General features: G+C 49.0%; 16 protein-coding genes and 1 tRNA gene. 5 read left to right on the top strand and 12 right to left on the bottom strand.

All coding sequences use genetic code 11. The features are described from left to right. Positions 1-14: 14 nt before the first annotated feature. From DXA93_RS03165 to DXA93_RS03135, 7 genes are all read right to left on the bottom strand, one after another. Positions 15-1,781, bottom strand: a complete 1,767-nt coding sequence (locus tag DXA93_RS03165; protein ID WP_022461685.1) for a V-type ATP synthase subunit A — start codon at positions 1,779-1,781, stop codon at positions 15-17. Beyond that, complete coding sequence (locus tag DXA93_RS03160) at positions 1,774-2,361, bottom strand: V-type ATP synthase subunit E (protein WP_055220230.1); 588 nt, start codon at positions 2,359-2,361, stop codon at positions 1,774-1,776. The genes DXA93_RS03165 and DXA93_RS03160 overlap by 8 nt, the downstream gene beginning before the upstream one ends. 23 nt (positions 2,362-2,384) lie before the next feature. Further along, the gene (locus tag DXA93_RS03155) at positions 2,385-2,693 is read right to left on the bottom strand and encodes a V-type ATP synthase subunit F (RefSeq protein ID WP_055220228.1); all 309 of its coding nucleotides are present in this window, start codon (positions 2,691-2,693) and stop codon (positions 2,385-2,387) included. A gap of 50 nt (positions 2,694-2,743) precedes the next feature. Beyond that, positions 2,744-3,178 (bottom strand): ATP synthase subunit C, encoded by a 435-nt coding sequence (locus tag DXA93_RS03150; protein ID WP_119207717.1) that lies wholly within the window; start codon positions 3,176-3,178, stop codon positions 2,744-2,746. A gap of 127 nt (positions 3,179-3,305) precedes the next feature. Further along, a complete protein-coding gene (locus DXA93_RS03145) occupies positions 3,306-5,252 on the bottom strand; it encodes a V-type ATP synthase subunit I (protein WP_319638368.1) in 1,947 nt (648 codons plus the stop codon). 11 nt (positions 5,253-5,263) lie between these two features. Continuing rightward, positions 5,264-6,304 carry a V0D/AC39 family V-type ATPase subunit gene (locus tag DXA93_RS03140; RefSeq protein WP_022461690.1) on the bottom strand — a complete coding sequence of 347 codons (1,041 nt, stop codon included), beginning with the start codon at positions 6,302-6,304 and terminating at the stop codon, positions 5,264-5,266. Positions 6,305-6,308: 4 nt separating this feature from the next. Next, positions 6,309-6,620 (bottom strand): hypothetical protein, encoded by a 312-nt coding sequence (locus tag DXA93_RS03135; protein WP_022461691.1) that lies wholly within the window; start codon positions 6,618-6,620, stop codon positions 6,309-6,311. Between the two features lie 414 nt (positions 6,621-7,034). Here DXA93_RS03135 and trmB point away from each other — a divergent pair, with 414 nt between their 5' ends. Both trmB and DXA93_RS03125 read left to right on the top strand, forming a co-directional pair. Next, positions 7,035-7,685 (top strand): tRNA (guanosine(46)-N7)-methyltransferase TrmB, encoded by a 651-nt coding sequence (gene trmB, locus DXA93_RS03130; RefSeq protein ID WP_119207716.1) that lies wholly within the window; start codon positions 7,035-7,037, stop codon positions 7,683-7,685. 73 nt (positions 7,686-7,758) lie between these two features. Then, positions 7,759-8,067, top strand: coding sequence for a hypothetical protein (locus tag DXA93_RS03125; protein WP_119207715.1), 309 nt, complete (start codon positions 7,759-7,761; stop codon positions 8,065-8,067). A 212-nt stretch (positions 8,068-8,279) separates the two neighbouring features. Here DXA93_RS03125 and DXA93_RS03120 read toward each other — a convergent pair. Both DXA93_RS03120 and DXA93_RS17715 read right to left on the bottom strand, forming a co-directional pair. Then, positions 8,280-8,352, bottom strand: a tRNA-Lys gene (locus DXA93_RS03120). Between the two features lie 210 nt (positions 8,353-8,562). Next, positions 8,563-8,712, bottom strand: a complete 150-nt coding sequence (locus DXA93_RS17715) for a hypothetical protein (protein ID WP_158555013.1) — start codon at positions 8,710-8,712, stop codon at positions 8,563-8,565. A gap of 177 nt (positions 8,713-8,889) precedes the next feature. On the opposite strand from DXA93_RS17715, the gene DXA93_RS03115 reads away from it, so the two are divergent. After that, a complete protein-coding gene (locus tag DXA93_RS03115) occupies positions 8,890-10,257 on the top strand; it encodes an MATE family efflux transporter (RefSeq protein WP_119207714.1) in 1,368 nt (455 codons plus the stop codon). Positions 10,258-10,406: 149 nt separating this feature from the next. Here the strand turns inward: DXA93_RS03115 and nrdD are convergent, their stop codons facing one another. After that, a complete protein-coding gene (nrdD, locus tag DXA93_RS03110) occupies positions 10,407-12,542 on the bottom strand; it encodes an anaerobic ribonucleoside-triphosphate reductase (RefSeq protein WP_022461695.1) in 2,136 nt (711 codons plus the stop codon). A 171-nt stretch (positions 12,543-12,713) separates the two neighbouring features. Next, positions 12,714-13,562: a diaminopimelate epimerase gene (dapF, locus tag DXA93_RS03105; protein ID WP_119207713.1), complete on the bottom strand. Its 849-nt coding sequence runs from the start codon at positions 13,560-13,562 to the stop codon at positions 12,714-12,716. 205 nt (positions 13,563-13,767) lie between these two features. Between dapF and DXA93_RS03100 the strand changes: the two genes are divergently transcribed. Both DXA93_RS03100 and trxB read left to right on the top strand, forming a co-directional pair. Continuing rightward, positions 13,768-15,093 carry a hypothetical protein gene (locus tag DXA93_RS03100; RefSeq protein WP_055228539.1) on the top strand — a complete coding sequence of 442 codons (1,326 nt, stop codon included), beginning with the start codon at positions 13,768-13,770 and terminating at the stop codon, positions 15,091-15,093. 59 nt (positions 15,094-15,152) lie between these two features. After that, positions 15,153-16,073 (top strand): thioredoxin-disulfide reductase, encoded by a 921-nt coding sequence (gene trxB, locus DXA93_RS03095; RefSeq protein ID WP_055228540.1) that lies wholly within the window; start codon positions 15,153-15,155, stop codon positions 16,071-16,073. A 572-nt stretch (positions 16,074-16,645) separates the two neighbouring features. On the opposite strand, the gene DXA93_RS03090 is transcribed toward trxB, so the two are convergent. Continuing rightward, positions 16,646-17,743, bottom strand: a complete 1,098-nt coding sequence (locus tag DXA93_RS03090) for an ABC transporter ATP-binding protein (RefSeq protein ID WP_119207712.1) — start codon at positions 17,741-17,743, stop codon at positions 16,646-16,648. Positions 17,744-17,745: the final 2 nt, after the last annotated feature.

Raw genomic sequence — 17,745 nt, 5'->3', positions numbered from 1 at the left:
GATGAATTCCCTCCTTAACCATTCTTCTCGAGTACCTTATCGTAGAAGGTGTCGATATCTTTTTTGTATGTGTCAAACAGATCCAGACGGTCATTCGGTACATCGTATTTAATAGAAACGACGCGGTCGAAGATCTTGTCCTCTTTCAGTACGGACATTGGCATGCCCATCGTCACGAGCGCTTTGGATTTCTTGTACAGATAAAGAATAACTTCCATCATCTTGTACTGTTTTTCCAAGGATACGCAGGTGTCATCCGGATGGAATGCGTTCTGCTGCAGGAAGCCCAGTCGAATAACTCTGGCGATTTCCAGGGTCAGCTTCTGGTCATCCGGAAGAACATCGCTACCGATCAGTTTTACAATTTCCATCAGGGAGCTCTCGGAGTTCAGGATTCCCATTAACTGGTTCCGCATATCTACAAAGTTTTTGTTTACGTGATCTTTGTACCACGGCGACAGATCCTGCAGGTATTCACTGTAGCTGGTCAGCCAGTGGATCGCCGGGAAATGACGGGCGTAAGCCAGAGATTTGTCCAGTCCCCAGAAGCAGCGGACGAAACGTTTGGTGTTCATGGTAACAGGCTCGGAGAAGTCACCACCCTGCGGAGATACAGCTCCGATGATGGATACGCTTCCCTCTGCTCCGCAAAGGGTCTGCATCATGCCGGCACGCTCATAGAAAGCGGACAGACGGGATGCCAGATATGCCGGGAAACCTTCCTCGGCAGGCATTTCCTCCAGACGGCCGGACAGCTCACGGAGTGCCTCTGCCCAACGGGATGTGGAGTCTGCCATGATTGCTACATCATAGCCCATATCGCGGTAATACTCAGCCAGTGTCAGTCCGGAATACAGAGATGCCTCACGGGCTGCAACAGGCATGTTGGATGTGTTGGCGATCAGGGTGGTACGGTCCATCAGCGGATTGCCGCTCTTCGGGTCGATCAGTTCCTGGAACTCCTCCAGAACCTGTGTCATCTCGTTTCCACGCTCTCCACATCCGATATAGATGATGATATCGGCATCAGACCATTTTGCGATCTGGTGCTGGGTCATGGTTTTTCCGGTACCGAATCCGCCAGGGATGGCTGCTGTGCCGCCTTTTGCGATCGGGAACATCGTATCCAGGATACGCTGTCCTGTGATCAGCGGAACGGATGCCGGATATCTTTTCAGGGTTGGACGCGGTACACGGATCGGCCATTTCTGTGCCAGTGTGATCTCTTTTTCGGTGCCGTCTTCCAGTTTCAGTTTTACAATCGGGTCAAGGATGGTGTACTTTCCGTCTTTGGCAGCCCAGATAACCGTGCCGTTGACATCCGGCGGAACCATCGATTTGTGTACGATGGAACGGGTCTCCTGTGTTTCTGCAATGATTGCGCCGCCCATCAGCTCTTCGCCTTCCGAAACAGTTACATGGACATCCCATTTTTTCTCTGTATCCAGAGAATCTACGGTAAGACCGCGGCTGATGTATTTACCGGACTGCTTTGCAATCTCGGACAGCGGACGCTCAATACCGTCAAAAATGTTGTTCAGGATTCCAGGTCCCAGTGTAACAGAGAGGGCATCTCCGGATGCGGTAACTGTTTCGCCTGGTTTCAGTCCTGTGGTTTCCTCGAAAACCTGTACTGTAGTGGTATCCTTTGTCAGGGCAATAACCTCGCCGACCAGACGTTCTTTACCAACGTAAACCATCTCGGACATTTTAAATCCGGTGTTTCCTTTCAGATATACGACCGGACCGTTGATTCCATAGATAACTCCGGTTTTATTCATGCTCTACACCTCCGTGAAAGATGAAATTCTCCCGCTCTTCGTTCAGAAGGGTCTCGAAGGAATTATCGATCAGAATATTTTTCTCCGGAATGACCGCGCGCACGCCGCCAAGGAACGGCATGGCCGAAATGGTAAGGGTTACGGAGAGTTTCTGCTCCAGGGAAGCCTTATGAGCTTCGTCTGACGGATCCAGATATAAGGTCAGTTTGTCATTTCCGGCAAACGTAACGGCTTCGCGGATTTTGCGCTCCAGATACTCCTCATAGGATGGATCCTTTTTATAAGCGGTAAGTTTTTCACGAACTTCTTTAAACAGTTTTTCTTTTAATTCCAGATTTTTACGGGACAGCTTCCGTCTGATATGAAGCTGATCCGCTGACAGTGTCTTGTTGACATCACGTTTTGCTTTCTCGGTCTCGGCAGCAACTTCTTCTTCTGCCTGACGTCTTGCGGTTGCTTTATGCTCCTCGAAGATCTTATCCAGAGCTTTCTGGTGATCGCCGATCACACGTTCTGCTTCACGGTTTGCACTGTCCAGGGAATGATTATAAAAATTCTGAAGTTTTTCCTCAGTAGTCAATGTGTGTCACCTCCAGGGCATTCTTACAGTTTTAATCCAATAGATTCATTTACAAAGGAAGTGATAAAGTCCGGCGCTCTTCCGGTACCGTGACGGTCCGGAATTTCAATGAGCAGCGGAAGCTTATGGTTGAGGCGGACATCCTCCAGAATGTCCGGGAATTCCTTCCCGAACTTTTCTGTAAGGAGAATAATTCCGATCTCTTTGTCTGCCAGTGTTTTCTGCAGTGTATCATAAAGCTCCTCGCGCTCATGAACGACAACGCCTTCCACTCCGGCCAGGCGCATGCCCGTCTGAGTGTCTACGTTATCACTGATCAAGAACATTTTCATTTATGATTCCTCCAACTTAAGGTGAAGATCAATACCTTCCGGTTTTGGAATCAAAGTTTACCAAGAATCATGAAGGAGATGATCAGACCATACAGAGCGATACCTTCGGCCATAGCTACGAAGATCATGGATTTACCAAAGATGCTGCCGTCTTCGCTGATTGCTCCAAGAGCTGCGCTTGCGGAAGATGCAACGGCGATACCGGAACCAATACCGGAAAGACCTGTAACAAGAGCTGCACCGATGTAACCAAGACCGGTTGCAAGACCAGCGCCTGCTTCTGTTGCAGCAGATGCAGTTGTTGCGCCTGCGAAGGAAACAACGGTTGCGATCAGCAGAAGGCCGAAGAAGCCGCTTACATTGGCTGCCAGAGATTTTTTGTAACGATTTTTGTTGTGCTCACCTTTGAAGTAATAAGTCATAGGAACAACGATGGTTAATACCATTGCGATTGCAGTAAGTACCTGTACAAGTGCTGAGTTCATAATAGTTTTCCTCCTGAAGTTAATTCATTAAATTTACTCTTTGCTGCGATCCGGAGCCATTTTCACTTTTTCCCGATACAGCTTCCCGCCATATTCGCTTCCATTTTGCATGGCTCTGAATCCTCTTTTATTTCTCGCCTTTTTTCAAAAACGGAACAAACGGTTTTCCGTCTCCTTCATAGAACCGGCTGAACATCTCGTAATACTCCAGACGCAGTACCTGGATCGCTACCAGCAGTGCCTCAAGGCAGGCAACGAAGACATTTCCGAGAACAATAACCGGCCAGCTGATGCTGCCGCCGCCTGTTGCTCCGCCGAGCATCAGGACAACCTCCATCATAGCCGCATGGCTGACTGCATATGCGCCGACACGGACAAAGGAAATTGTGTTGGAGAAGTAGCTCAAAAGCACATCGAAGAGTTCGAAGAATGCCTGTACAAAGAACATTCCCTTTCCGGTCTCCGGAAATGCATTGCCCTTCTTCTCTACCATACGCTCCAGTGGCTCTTTTAAGAAAATCGCAAGAAGCGGAATACCGAACATGACTACCATCACGCCGACAGCCGGAGCTTTATGGCCGCTGAACAGGAGAACGAGTGTAACGGCAAGGGCTCCGTAGAAAATGAAGCCTGCCAGGGAGTTCTGGCTGAACAGAAGCTCGCCGAGCTTATGGTTTCTTGCTGCATTGATCATATGCAGAACCATTCCTGTCAGAATCATGAACATACCAAATGCAACCGCTGCGACAAATACGGTGTTCATCGAACCGATGAACGGAAGCGTTGTCATCGCTTCCTTCGGATGCAGCCAGAGGGCCGGTATGACATTCTCAAATCCGAAGAAGCTGCCGAACAAGAATCCGAAGATCACAGAGAATACCGCGCAGGTACTCATGATCGCTGCCAGATCCATCTTCTTGTAGTGGTACAGCAGTGCGCCGCCAATCAGCAGACACAGTCCCTGTCCTACATCGGCAAACATGATTCCGAAAATAAATGCATAGGTAAGTCCTACGATAATCGTAGGGTCAATTTCATTGTAATTTGGCAGTCCGTACATCTTCACGTACATCTCAAACGGACGGAAGATTTTCGGGTTTTTCAGCTTTGTCGGCGGCTGACGCAGAACGTTGTTTGCATCATCCTCGATAAAGCAGAAGAGATTTGTGTCGTTTTCGATGTCCTTCTGGAAGGAATCGGCATCTTTTTCCGACATCCAGCCGCACAGAATATAGAAGGTTTCCTTCTTGGATTTCGTGCAGGCTGCCAGGCGACGGACATCAAAGTTGCCGGAGAGCTGCTCTAACTGCTCTTTTGCTGCAACCAGATCCTCTGCGGAATCCGAAAGGCATTTTGCCAGTTTCCGTGAGCACTCGCTGAGTGCATCGTCTGTCTTTTTGATTTCTGCCTGAAGTGCTGCGTAAGCATCCTCCGGCGTTCCGCTGTACTCGTCCGGAACGTAGATTCTTTCGAAGTGCAGGGATGAGAATACGGCATCCACTTTCGTGACCTGATCTCTTGGGCAGAAGTAAATGCCCCATACATACTGCTCATCGGAATGGCAGCGGTAGAATACCGTATCGCTGTTCTCATAGCAGTAGCTCTCAAATTTGTTGTAATACTCTTTTGTGATCTTTCCGAATCTGAATTTAATAAAGTGGAAATCCAGAATGGAGGAAAGATTGCAGTGCAGATCCTGGAACGGCTCGATTTTCTGTGCTTTTTCCATCAAGTCTTTCTTTTTTGCTTCCAGTTCTGTACGCTCCTGGTTCAACTGGCCAAGGGTGTGATCCAAACCATGGACACAGTTGATGGCATCTTCCAGGGAAAGTCTTTTCGTGGTGGTACGCTTCTCTTCCGGCAGAAGTGCTGTAAAATCTTCCGCCTGTTTTAAGGTCTCTTTGTATGGGTTGATCTGGATATACGGTGTGATATTCTGCATCGTAGACAGCTCCGTCAGAGCGTTTTCCAGATGTATCTCATATTTTGAGAGATAAGTGTTGACCACACGGTCAATGTCGGCTTTCGGCCCGGTGATGCTCAAAAATTTCATCTTGACAATCAATGAGTACACCTCCCCGTGTATTAAGTTTTTGCGATATGCTGCATTGCCTCGTCAGCGCTGATACGGTAACGTACGCACTCGAGTGCAATAATAAGCCGGTTTACCTCGTGCTCTTTGTGATAGAGGTATGAGTATATTGTGGCAACGGAATAAGGATCCTGTCTGGATTCACTGGAAAGTATGTGCTTCATAATGGCTGCATACATGGATTCCAGCGTATCGACCTTGAAGGAATCATACCGTTTCGCATAATAGGTTTGTTCCAGCAGCTGGGAAAATGCACTCATATTCTCGGCTTCTACCAGTGCCTTTACCACATCCTTTTTCAGCCGGTGATGAACCGGAATCAGCAGGGCGTAGATTTGTGCGCTGGTCATGTGATAATAGCGTTTGGAACGGTAGATCCACTGAAGGTTCAGCATGTCAAACTTGCTTCCCCATGCAGCGGTCAGCTCTTCCAGATCCCGCTTTGTCACTACTTTTGATCTGTCTTTCCACATCTGTGCAAAGTAATACAGATCCAGGGTCATCTCATAGTCGAACAGGGTCGGACGCTCGATATCCGCGAGCTGCGACAACGGGGCATAATATTCTGTCCCTTTCAGGTTCGCAATCAGTTCTTCGATCGTCCTGGAGGACGCCAGAAGATTGATGTCCAGCTGGGAATGCTTGTTAAAGAACTCGTCGAATATGGACAGGTTCAATACCACATCACGGTGATCAAATACCGTGTTCAGGCATTCTTTGATAACGGACACTTCGTATCGTTTAAAGTAGAGCGCAAGGAACTTTCTCTGCTCCACATTTGCAAAACGGTACAGCTTGGAAAAATCCCGGTATACCGTCAGGCGCAGCATTTTCTCGATCTGACCTCGGTGAAGGTCAGCTTCGTTGTAGCCCTCAAACAGATCCTCATAGCCTTTATGCTGCTTGAGGTAAGAAACTGCCTGCGGTACACTCTCCAATTCCACGATTTCCCGAAAATTCTGGTCGTTTAAAAGATGGCTCTGCATGGCTCTTATCTTTGTGGTAAGGCCGCTGTAGGATAATAGACCGCTCATCGTTTCACTTCCTTATAATGTTTTCGTAAATCTGCGTGGACAGTGTTCCGTGATTCTGTTCGTAATAAGCGTCCAGTGAAGATAGAAGTTCGGCGGCAGAGTCCCGCTGCTTTTTCTGATCCGCATCTGTAGTAGAATGAAGTTTTGTTGTGATCTCTTCAATCCGCTTTGCCGTTTCCGCTTCCAGATCTGCATCGAATTTTGCAATCCGCTCTTCCTGCTGCTCATCCTGGAGCTTCTTCTGATTCTCGGCAGCCTGCATAATCTTGGTAGCAGCCGTTTCGATCTCTGCAAGTTTGTTAATTACAGATTCCATAGCATCGCTTTCCCTCCTTATTTATTTAAAAGACAACAAAGACGAGGAAAACTCCCCGCATCTTTGCTGTTAGTATTCTACACCTTTTTTTCCAAAGTTGACATATTGAAATCGTAAAAAAAAGTGGAATTTCGATCGACTTTTTGATTAAAAATAGACAATGGGTCATATTTTTTCTTCCAATCTCAATAGCCAAAAGATGGTCCCTCATATGATTTCGATATGGTTCCAATCCGATTGTCATATTGCTGATAAGAAATGCTATGTGCAGGTTGATATTGTATATAGTATTTTGAAAACTTTGAAAATTTGAAAACGGGATTTTTCTGTTTTGCTTTTCCGGGAGCTATGATATACTAGATATGATTGGCTTTTATTCTAATATTTATCACTTAAGAAAGGAATTTTACGCATATGCGCCTTAGAAATATCAGAGGATCAAAAGATGTGATTGCTTCCTGTCCGTTCGTTGTGCAGGAACCGGAGAGCTGCCGGGGACGGTGGGCTGAGGTTTTCGGAAATGAAAATCCGATTCATATTGAGGTTGGAATGGGAAAAGGACGCTTCCTGATGGATATGGCGGTTCTGCATCCGGAGATCAACTACATTGGCATTGAGATGTACGACAGCGTACTGCTCCGCGCGGTACAGAAACGTGAAAAATTAGAAACAGAACTTAAAAACCTGTTTTTCATCCGCATGGATGCGCGCCAGCTTCCGGAAGTATTCGCAGAAGGCGAAGTGGACCGCATTTACCTCAACTTCTCCGATCCGTGGCCGAAAGACCGCCATGCGAAACGGAGACTGACATCGCATGAGTTTCTTGCACGGTACGAGAAGATTTTAAAGAAGGACGGAACACTGGAATTCAAAACCGATAATAAAGATCTGTTTGACTACTCTCTTGAAGAGATGAAAAATGCAGAGAGATGGGAACTCACTGCATTCACATACGATCTGCACCACGATGTGGTTCTCTCAGAAGGAAATGTAATGACGGAATATGAGGAGAAGTTTTCCTCAATCGGAAACCCGATCTGTAAGATGGAGGCACGGTTTCTGTAAAAAACATTTCTGCATGTAAGGGGGATTTGAAAACGAAAAGAAAAGTTCTGGCGGCACCAGTGCGACAGTGGCCATGGTAACGAAAGATGCGGACGGCACCTGGAACGAGGATCTTTGTACAAGCGGCTATGTCGGATACGGCGGTGTAGGCGAAACTACCGAGTGGAACCGCAAAACACCGCGCGGACAGTTCAGCTTTACGTATGCCTTCGGCATTCTCCCGAATCCCGGAACGGAACTTTCCTATACCCAGGTGGATGATACGTATTACTGGGTCGATGATGTAAATTCCAGATACTACAATCAGTTCGTCACGACGAAGACAACGCCGAAAGCCTGGAATTTCCCGGCGGATGCATTTCTGTTCCGGAAGACCAGATGATTACGATTCTGAAAAATGTTCAGCCGGGCTGCCAGATTATTATTGATTCGGCGAGCGAGCTGAAGAACTATTGACATTTTTTACTTGGAATGCAAAACCGACAGTGAAAAGATCTATTTTTTTAAGATCTCTCCGCTGTCGTTTTTTTTGTGCGTAAAACAAGAAAAACACCGTCCCCGCAGCTCTCAGGTCTGCAAAAACAGTGCTTTCGATGCGCCTTCAGGGACTCGAACCCTGGACAAATAGATTAAGAGTCTACTGCTCTACCAACTGAGCTAAAGGCGCTTACTTTTGTTTTTCTGTGTTTCATTGAATGATCCACTCGCTGAACACAAATAAGATTATAAAGGATTCTGCCGAAAAAAGCAACCTTTTTTTCACAGTTTCTTTACTTTTGTTAAAAACAGCGAAAACAGGTCTTATAATTCTATTAAATTTCACAATTTTTTCGTATATTTCCGTTTGTTTCGACGACGGCTCCAATGGCAGCCGAACCTACTTCCGTTTCTTATCTTTCTTTTTCAAAAGCTTCTCCAGCTCCTGCATGGATTTCTGGATTTTATAAAGACAGCCGCTGCCGGCATATTTATTCTGATAGCAGAAATCCTGGAGTTTCTGCTGAAGGAAACATGATTTTCTGATCAAACTTCTTCTCCGCTTTCCGGCGTACCGGACACGGGCACCGGAAAAGTTCTTTTTCTTCTATATTATACAGGGAATGTCAACATTGACCAGAAAATAGCTTGTTTTAGCCATTGTTTTCCCATTTTCTTTCCGCTATAATACAGCAAAAACTACTATTTATACTTTGGGGGAATTTTTATGAAAACACGAATGAATTTTAAGGATGAATTTTACCAGAAACTAAAACTCCTCGTCCTTCCGATTGCGATCCAGAATTTTATGCTGGCTCTCGTCAGCGCAACGGATGCGATCATGCTGGGCTGGATTGATCAGACTTCGTTGTCTGCTGTTTCACTGGCCGGACAGGTGCAGTTTGTTTTGAGCCTTTTTATCTCAGGCATCGCGGCGGGCGCCGGTATTATGGCAGCGCAGTACTGGGGGAAACAGGATGCCGCTTCGATCGAAAAAGTGATTCCGATCGCACTTCGCACCAACCTGCTGTTCTCCGGCCTGTTTACCATCCTTGCCGGTTTCTGTCCCGAAATGCTGATGCGCATCTTTACAAATGATGCGGCCCTGGTTGCAAGCGGAAGCCAGTATTTACGCGCTGTTGCACTCTCCTACGTACTCTGCGGTATTTCGCAGGTCTATCTAATCCTGCTGAAAAACACCGGTCATGCAGCAGTCAGCTCCCGTATCAGTTCCACTGCGGTTGTACTGAACATCATTTTAAATGCCATCCTCATCTACGGTCTTTGCGGTGCTCCGGCACTTGGGATCCGCGGAGCAGCTTATGCAACGGTAGCTGCCCGCGTTGTGGAACTGATCTGGGCTTATCTCGAGACAAAGAAACCGGAGCGTGTACGGATTCTCTGGAACCGCCTCTTCTCTTCCGCAGGGAAAATACTTTCAGAAGACTTCTGGCGCTACACGCTTCCCGTGCTTGCGGCCTCCCTCGTCTGGGGAATTGCCTACGTTCTGTACTCCGTTATCATGGGACATATGGGAAGCGATGCCGTTGCGGCAAACTCCATCACCTCGATTGCCAAGAGCCTTCTCTCCTGCCTGATCCGCGGTGTGAGCGGTGGTGCCGGGGTTCTGATCGGAAATCTGCTCGGCGCGAACGAGCTGGAAAAAGCCCGCGAGTATGGAGGACGTTTAAGCCATCTCTCCATTGCCATCGGCATTGTGACCGGCGGCCTGCTGATGCTCATTTCCCCAGCCATCGTTCATTTTGCCCCACTTTCCGATATCGCAGCCGAGTACCTGCAGTACATGCTTCTCTTCTGCGGTCTGAACCTGATGGCACAATCGGTCAACACCACCGTTCTCGACGGTATCTTTTGTGCCGGAGGCGATGCGAAATTTGATATGCAGGGAAACATCGGCGCTATGTGGTGCTTTTCTGTACCGCTTGGCTTCCTTGCCGCATTCTGGCTGAAGCTTCCGGTTATGGTGGTTTACTGCATTGTAAATCTCGATGAAATTGTAAAGCTTCCTGCCGTTTATCATCATTATAAAAAGTACATCTGGGTTCGCAATATTACCCGCGATGTCGAAGATTAATTCTCACATCATCTGCAGTCCCTGCCGCCGGCAGCTTCCACCGGATGCAATACCCAAAAAGCCTCTGAGGAAAGTCACATTCACACCGGACTTTTCTCAGAGGCTTTTGATTATTCCATTGATTGTTCCATTGACTATTTCATGGACGATTACATGGATTTTCTTTCCGCAATTTCTGCCATCTTCGCCTCGTTCAGACGGGTGTCGCCATGGACACGGCTGTAGGAAAGATAGCCGTTCATACGGTCAATCTTCGTCAGGTTCTTGGAACCGCAGACCGGGCAGACATCCATGTCGAGTTCCTGGTGGCCGCAGTCATCGCAGTAAGCCAGGGACAGGTTGACGCCCTCGTAGTAGCCGAGCTCCATTGCACGCTCGATCAGGGTCTTGATCGCACCTTTGTTGTAGCCGACCGGGTAGCGCACATACTGGATTTTTCCGCCGTTGCAGAGCTCCCAGAAACGTCCCTCGAGATCCTGTTTCTGGATCGGGGTGATGTCCTCGGTTACGTGGCAGTGGAAACTGTTGCTCACATACGGGCGGTCCGAAACGTTGCGGACGATGCCGTACTGTTTGCGGAACTGCTCTATCTGCAGGCCGCACAGGGATTCTGCCGGTGTGCCGTAGATCGCATAGAGGATGCCGTCCTCTTTCTTAAACTCGGCAACCTTGTCGTTGATATATTTCAGCGTGTCGAGTGCGAACTGTCCGTCCTCAACAAGAGATTTTCCGTTGTACAGCTCCTGCAGCTCGTTCAGCGCCGTGATACCGAACGATGCGGTCATCGGCTTTAACAGCGGGCGGATCTTGTCGGACGGTTTTAAGTGGCCGCCGTAGAAACCTCCCTCGCAGTAAGCCAGCGGGTTCGTGGATGCACGCATCTCGCCGAGGTAATCGTAGGTCCGTTTGTGCAGATCGCGGATCATCTCGAGGTAGAAGTCGAGCACTTCATGGAAATCGCGGTTCTCGGAACGGGATTTTGCCAGGATCATCGGAAGATGAAGGGAAACGGCTCCGATGTTGAAACGTCCGACAAAGACCGGTTTGTCGTTCTCATCTGCCGGCTCCATGCCTCCGCGCTCGTACCACGGGCTAAGGAAAGCACGGCATCCCATCGGGCTGATGACTCTCTTGTATTTCTTGTACATCTCGGCGATGTAGCCCTCGCCGCTCATCGACAGCCAGTCCGGATACATGGTTTTAGAGGAACAGTCAAGTCCTGCCTCAAAGACATCTTCTGCGATGCCGCCCTCTCCGTGAATTGCCTTGTCATATAAGAAGACAATTTTCGGGAAGAGCACCGGCTTTTTGTGGCCCTTCTTGCCCTGTCCGTTTTTGTGGACCTCGAGAAGGGAGATGGAAATCATCTTCTCGAACATGCTCGTTCCAAGGCCGAGGGTCACGGTAACGAACGGATAATCACCGCGGGAAGATCCAACAGTGTTCAGCTTATACTCAATTCCCTGCCATCCCTGATCACACTCTCTTCTTACTTTGTCGATCGCATACTCGATGGCTTTCTCCTGTGCACCCTCCCAGGATGCGTCGGTATATTTCAGGAACTCTTTTACGTAGTAATCGTAGCTCTTCTGTGCGTACGGAGCAAGGATCTTGTCCACCTCCGGCACAGTAAAGCCGCCGTACTGCTGTGCAGCGGTGCTGAGGACGATATCGCCCATGACATCAAATGCAGTGTCGAGTGTCTTCGGCTCGTTGTACCAGACATTTCCCATCTCGAAGCCGCCTTTTAAAACGTTTCCGACATCGAACAGACAGCAGTTCATGGTATCGAGACGTGCGGACTGGTCGTGGATGTAGATGTAGCCGTCCTTACAGGCCTGCAGCTCGTTGCGGTTCATGAAGAACTTGCGGTACAGCTCTTTGTTCAGCTCGTTGAAAATCAGGCTTCGCTTCGTTGCAACGAGGGCGCTGTCGGTGTTGGCATTGCTCTTGTCGCCGATGTAGCGGATGGACTGGCTCTTCGTGTAGACCTCGTCCATCATATGGATAAAATCAGTTTTGTAATTGCGGTAATCGCGGTAGCTTTTTGCCACAGCCGGGTTTACTTTTTCGAGTGCTCCCTCCACGATATTGTGCATATCGCTGATCGGAATTTCGGTCTTTCCAAGGGAATATACGTGCTCGGTTGCGAACTTACAGATAAAGTCAATCTCCTGCTGTGAGAAGGTATACAGGATTCTCTGTGCGGATTTATTTACGGCACGGACGATCTTCTGCGCGTCGAATTCTTCTTTGGTGCCGTCCTTTTTGATAATATAAACCATTGTGGTGTCCTCCAAATCAAACACTATATCTTGTGTGTCCCCCACCCTTTTCTTGTAGCGGGTACCACATATTGTAGCATGTTTCTTTTAAAAAGAAAAGGCATTTCCTGTAAGTTTTTATTTTCAGAATATTGCATACTGCTCTTTCGTGCAGACAGAAATCTGCATTTTTCAAATTCGTTCTGCAAGCGTTCCTTCAAAAACGGTCTCGGCCGGGCCGGTCAGAAGGACCTTATTTTTCGTCCGGTCCCATGTAACGAAAAGCCTGCCGCCGCGCAGTTCTACGGCAGTTTCTCCCTCCGAAACACAGCCGGAAACCATCGCCGCGACGGCTGCCGCACACGCTCCCGTTCCGCAGGACAGCGTTTCACCGCTCCCACGTTCCCAGACTCTCATTTTTATTGTGTGTTGATCTAAAATCTGGATAAACTCTGTATTGATACGGTCCGGGAAGCAGGAAAGGTGTTCAAAAGCGGAACCGGTCTTTGCAATGGATATTTTTTCCACATCTTCCACCGGAATCACCGCATGCGGATTTCCCATCGAAAGGCAGGTCATCGTATAATTTTCCCCGCACACGGTAATTTTATGCTCCAGCACATATTCCCCCAGAGAAACAACGGGGATCTGTGCGGCGCGGAATTCCGGCGTTCCCATCTCCACTGTCACCTGACAGATCTCATTCAGATTCTCCCCCGTCTGCAGATGAATCACACGGTTTCCGCTGCCGGTTTCGATAGTCAGCGTCGTTTTTCTCGTCAGCCCATGCTCGTACACGTATTTTCCCACACAGCGGATGCCGTTGCCGCACATCGCGCCCTTCGAGCCGTCGGCGTTGTACATTTCCATCGAAAAATCTGCTGTTTTGGATGCCCCGATCAGAATCAGCCCGTCCGCGCCGATGCCGAAATGGCGGTCACTTACCGCTTTTGCCAGCCGTCCCGGACTCTCCACCCGCTCCTCCATGGCATTTACATAGATATAATCATTTCCGCAGCCCTGCATTTTTGTAAAACGCATACACAGCCTCCTCCCAGACTTCTGCCCTTTCCAGTTCCTTACTAAATATGTATTCCGTACCGCGCTTTTGAAAAACCATTTTTCTCAAATCCGCTTCAGACATTGGAAAACGAAGCGGAATGTGATAGAATAGGGGGAACTGATATCGTTACTTACATGAAGCAACTTTCAAATATTTTTAACCATTTATTATGAGGAGGTTTTGATGAAAAAATACCGTTGGGTTTTAACAGCAGTATTTGCCGCTTTCCTCGTGGGAACGAGCGGCTGCGGAAAGAAAACAGAAACGATTCCGATCACAACCATCAGTCAGAGTACCGACGATGACGACCCCGAAGACAATCTGGCGGCCTCCGGCGATTCCGATGAGATTCCGGAATACGATGTGGATCTCTCGAAGAACCTGAACAGTTTTCAGCTTGCCATCTGGGGCGATACATACGAAATTCCGGAATCCTACGCGGATTTTACAGCGCTTGGCTGGGTCTACAGCGGCGACGACACGAAGGAAATCCAGCCGGAATCCTTCTCAGAGGGCGAAAGTTTTGAAAAGGACGGAAACCAGATTACCGTCGATATTGCCAATCCGGATACCACGGCAAAGCCAGTGGCGGAATGCCTGATCGGAGGCATTCACATCGACACCTCGACCGCTGAGGGCCAGAATATCTATGTCGGCCTGCCGAACGGCGTCACCCTGCAGCAGTCGCTGATGGAGGATGTGGAAAGCATCTACGGTGCGCCAAAGGACCGTTATGAGGCCGATACCTCTGTGCAGTTCACGTATGAGTACGGGCTGTACCAGACGATCACGCTCGGCTTCGATAACGAAACGGGAATTCTGTATTCCCTCGATATGCAGAACTTTACGACCACGGCTGATGCAGAAGCGCTCGATGGTGTCAGCGATGCCACAACACCGGAAGTGGAGGCCTACCAGGCACCGGAAGCCGACAGCAGTAAAATCAACGACTGGACCGTCCGCTTTGACGATGTACTCTATCATCTTCCCGTTCCGGTCAGTGAACTTCTGGACCACGACTGGACCGTCAATACGAAAGAGTCCGATACGGCCGTTTTAAACGGAAAATACGGCTACGTCACGCTGGAAAAGGGCGGTCAGAAACTTTACTGCACCGTACATAATTACGGCGCGGAGGCGACGACAGTGCGCAACTGTTTCGTTACTTCGCTGTACGGCGATCTCGATACGACAAAGATTCCGATTTCAATCACAAACGGCATCACGCTCGGCACTTCCGAGAGCGATTTTCTGGCGAAGGCAGGGGATGCCAAATCAGAAAAAACGGAAAAAGAGGATAGTAACCTGACACTCTACACATTCTATAGTGATGACGAAAAGCTGGACTACACGGAAATCGGCATCGACAACGATCTGAAGCTGGTACGCAGCATCAAGGTGGTTCACAACCAGCCGGAAGCGCCGGAAGAAGAAGCCAAAAAAACTTCCGCGGAAGATTCATCTTCCGTTTCCGACAGTCAGGAACCGTCCGAAACACCGGCTCCGTAACGATACTTTCAAAAAAATGGCTGCATGGCAGCTTACTACAGACGAAAACGAGGATTTTTATGGAAAACTTATACGACGTTATCATCATCGGCTCCGGCCCGGCGGGTCTTTCTGCCGCGATTTATGCGAAACGCGCAAAGCTCTCCTCTCTTACGATTGAGGCAAACTTTGCAAGCGGCGGCCAGGTGCTGAATACCTATGAAGTAGACAACTATCCCGGCCTTCCGGGCATCAGCGGCATGGATCTCGGAAGCACGCTGCGCGCACACGCTGAAAAAATGGGCGCGGAATTTTCCCGCGAGCGTGTGAAGGAGCTTGTTCTTGACGAAGAGATCAAGATTGTCCGCACGAGAAAAAATGAGTATCATGCCAAAACGGTCATTCTTGCAACCGGTGCGGAGCACCGCGCGTTAAATGTACCTGGTGAAAAGGAGCTCTCCGGCATGGGCGTCTCTTACTGTGCAACGTGTGACGGCGCATTTTTCAAAGACAAAACCGTTGCCGTTATCGGCGGCGGCGATGTCGCCGTGGAGGATGCGATTTTCCTTGCCAGAACGTGCAAAAAGGTTTACGTGATCCACCGCCGCGATGAACTGCGGGCAGCCGGTGTTCTCCAGGATGCACTGCTGGCACTGCCGAATGTGGAAATGGTGTGGGATACGGTTGTGGATTCCATCGAGGGAAACGAGATGGTGTCCGGCGTGAAGGTAACGAACAAAAAGGCAGGGGAAGCCGGTGAGATCGCGGTGGACGGCGTGTTTATTGCCGTCGGCATCGTTCCGGTCTCCGCACTGATCGCAGGCACCGTAGAAACCGATGAGGCTGGCTACATCAAAGCCGGCGAGGACGGTGTGACGAGCGTGCCGGGCGTGTTCGCCGCAGGCGATGTCCGCACGAAGCAGCTCCGTCAGATCATCACAGCAGCCGCCGACGGCGCGAACTGTGTGACTTCGGTAGAGAAATATCTGATCAGCCACTGATGGCTTCTTTCAAATAGAATACAGCAAAAGCAGGCATTCTTCGTATTGTACGGAGAACTGCCTGCTTTTTTTGTTTTCCCGTATTTTCTGAAATCTGAAAAACCTTTCATGTCAGTCGTGCAAAACTTTAAAACCTCTTTTTGTCGAAATTGCACAAAGAAACCGGGGTTTTTCCACACGGGCCAATTTTATAAACATCTCGTCCACAAGTTATCCACATAGTTAACCACCGAAAACATGCCTAAAAACAAGTTATACACCGAGTTATCCACATTATCCACAAAAAACGGTGTGGAAAGCATGTGTTTAAATCTTGCGAAATCAGAACGCGTGTTTTGGTTATAACAGAGAAAACCGTTATTTCGCCAAAAGATTTTACAAAGCACTTGACTTTTTAAGTGTCAATCTCTGTTTGTTTTTGGCTTGAATTGTGTGAATTTTTCGTACAATTTAATATTACATTTTTCGTGTTCTTTTGCTGTTTTTACAATGGCTGCAAAAAGAAAATCTCCTGTTCGGAAAACAATTGTTTCGTTCCCAGACAGGAGATTTTGATTGGATTTTTCTTTGTTTTACTCTGCCAGCTTTCCAGGCCGCTTTGCTTCTGCCCTCAGCTCTTCGATCCGGCGGTTGCACATGCCCACCGGGACGCCGGTGTCGATGACACGTTCACAGCTCTTCATCAGCTCGCAGGCACGGGCAAATGCCTCGTCGCTGATCTCCTGGAACGGTACTTCGGTTACCGTCTCCATCGCCAGAATGCGGGCGAGCTGGTAATCGATATCGTTCGTATACAGGACGCCTGCCGCAAACGGAACATTTTCCTTCTGCAGTTTCCGGAACACCGGGATTCCCGTTCCGCCGCCTGCGAGGACAAAGACGCGCGGTGTTCCCTCCGGCCGTGGCAGCTCGATGCTTCCGAAGCACGGGTCAAACGAACCATTGTCAATCTCGTACAGTTCGCGGATGATATCCTCGCGGAAAATTGTCTCCGGTGCGCCGAAATGGGAAATAGCATCGCCCTTGACGCAGATGATCTTATCTGAAATTTTCTGTGCCAGATCGATCTCATGCAGCGACATGATGACGGTGATGCCCTTCTCCTTTGCCATGCGGCGCAGAATCGCGAGCAGTTCCAGCTTGTGGCGGATATCGAGGAAAGAAGTCGGCTCGTCGAGGATGATGACCTCCGGCTCCTGACAGATCGCACGCGCAAGAAGCACTCTCTGGCGCTGGCCGTCGCTGATAGCGTTGAAATCGCGGCCGCCGAGCTCTTCGGCATGAACGGCGCGCATCGCCTTCTCGACCTTCTCCTCATCCTCGCGGGTCAGCATGCCGAGCCGTCCGGTGTACGGATAGCGGCCCGTTGCCACGATATCGTGGCAGGTCATCAGCTCCGGCTTCATGCGCTCCGTCAGCACAACGGCCATCTTCGTGGACAACTCGCGGAACGAAAGCTCATGCAGGTTTTTCCCGTCAAACTCCACATTTCCACCGACCAGCTTTAACTGGCGGGTGATACTTTTCAGAATCGTTGATTTACCGGAACCGTTCGGTCCGATCAGCGTAACGATCTCGCCTTTTTCGATGCCGATGCAGATATCTTTGATCAGCGGCTTCTTATCATAGCCGACCGTCAGGTGGTCCAGATGAAAATAATATTCATTCATAT

The organism is Blautia sp. OF09-25XD, from assembly GCF_003482095.1.
Classification (GTDB): Bacteria; Bacillota; Clostridia; order Lachnospirales; family Lachnospiraceae; genus Fusicatenibacter; species Fusicatenibacter saccharivorans.
This window is presented reverse-complemented; position numbering and strand designations above follow the sequence as displayed.

Coding starts and splice junctions, on each gene's coding strand:
- DXA93_RS03100 (WP_055228539.1), top strand. CDS start 13,768: ATGAAAAAATACCGTTGGGTTTTAACAGCAGTATTTGCCGCTTTCCTC.
- DXA93_RS03140 (WP_022461690.1), bottom strand. CDS start 6,304: ATGAGCGGTCTATTATCCTACAGCGGCCTTACCACAAAGATAAGAGCC.
- DXA93_RS03115 (WP_119207714.1), top strand. CDS start 8,890: ATGAAAACACGAATGAATTTTAAGGATGAATTTTACCAGAAACTAAAA.
- dapF (WP_119207713.1), bottom strand. CDS start 13,562: ATGCGTTTTACAAAAATGCAGGGCTGCGGAAATGATTATATCTATGTA.
- DXA93_RS03135 (WP_022461691.1), bottom strand. CDS start 6,620: ATGGAATCTGTAATTAACAAACTTGCAGAGATCGAAACGGCTGCTACC.
- DXA93_RS03165 (WP_022461685.1), bottom strand. CDS start 1,781: ATGAATAAAACCGGAGTTATCTATGGAATCAACGGTCCGGTCGTATAT.
- DXA93_RS03125 (WP_119207715.1), top strand. CDS start 7,759: ATGGTAACGAAAGATGCGGACGGCACCTGGAACGAGGATCTTTGTACA.
- trxB (WP_055228540.1), top strand. CDS start 15,153: ATGGAAAACTTATACGACGTTATCATCATCGGCTCCGGCCCGGCGGGT.
- trmB (WP_119207716.1), top strand. CDS start 7,035: ATGCGCCTTAGAAATATCAGAGGATCAAAAGATGTGATTGCTTCCTGT.
- nrdD (WP_022461695.1), bottom strand. CDS start 12,542: ATGGTTTATATTATCAAAAAGGACGGCACCAAAGAAGAATTCGACGCG.
- DXA93_RS03090 (WP_119207712.1), bottom strand. CDS start 17,743: ATGAATGAATATTATTTTCATCTGGACCACCTGACGGTCGGCTATGAT.
- DXA93_RS03150 (WP_119207717.1), bottom strand. CDS start 3,178: ATGAACTCAGCACTTGTACAGGTACTTACTGCAATCGCAATGGTATTA.
- DXA93_RS03155 (WP_055220228.1), bottom strand. CDS start 2,693: ATGAAAATGTTCTTGATCAGTGATAACGTAGACACTCAGACGGGCATG.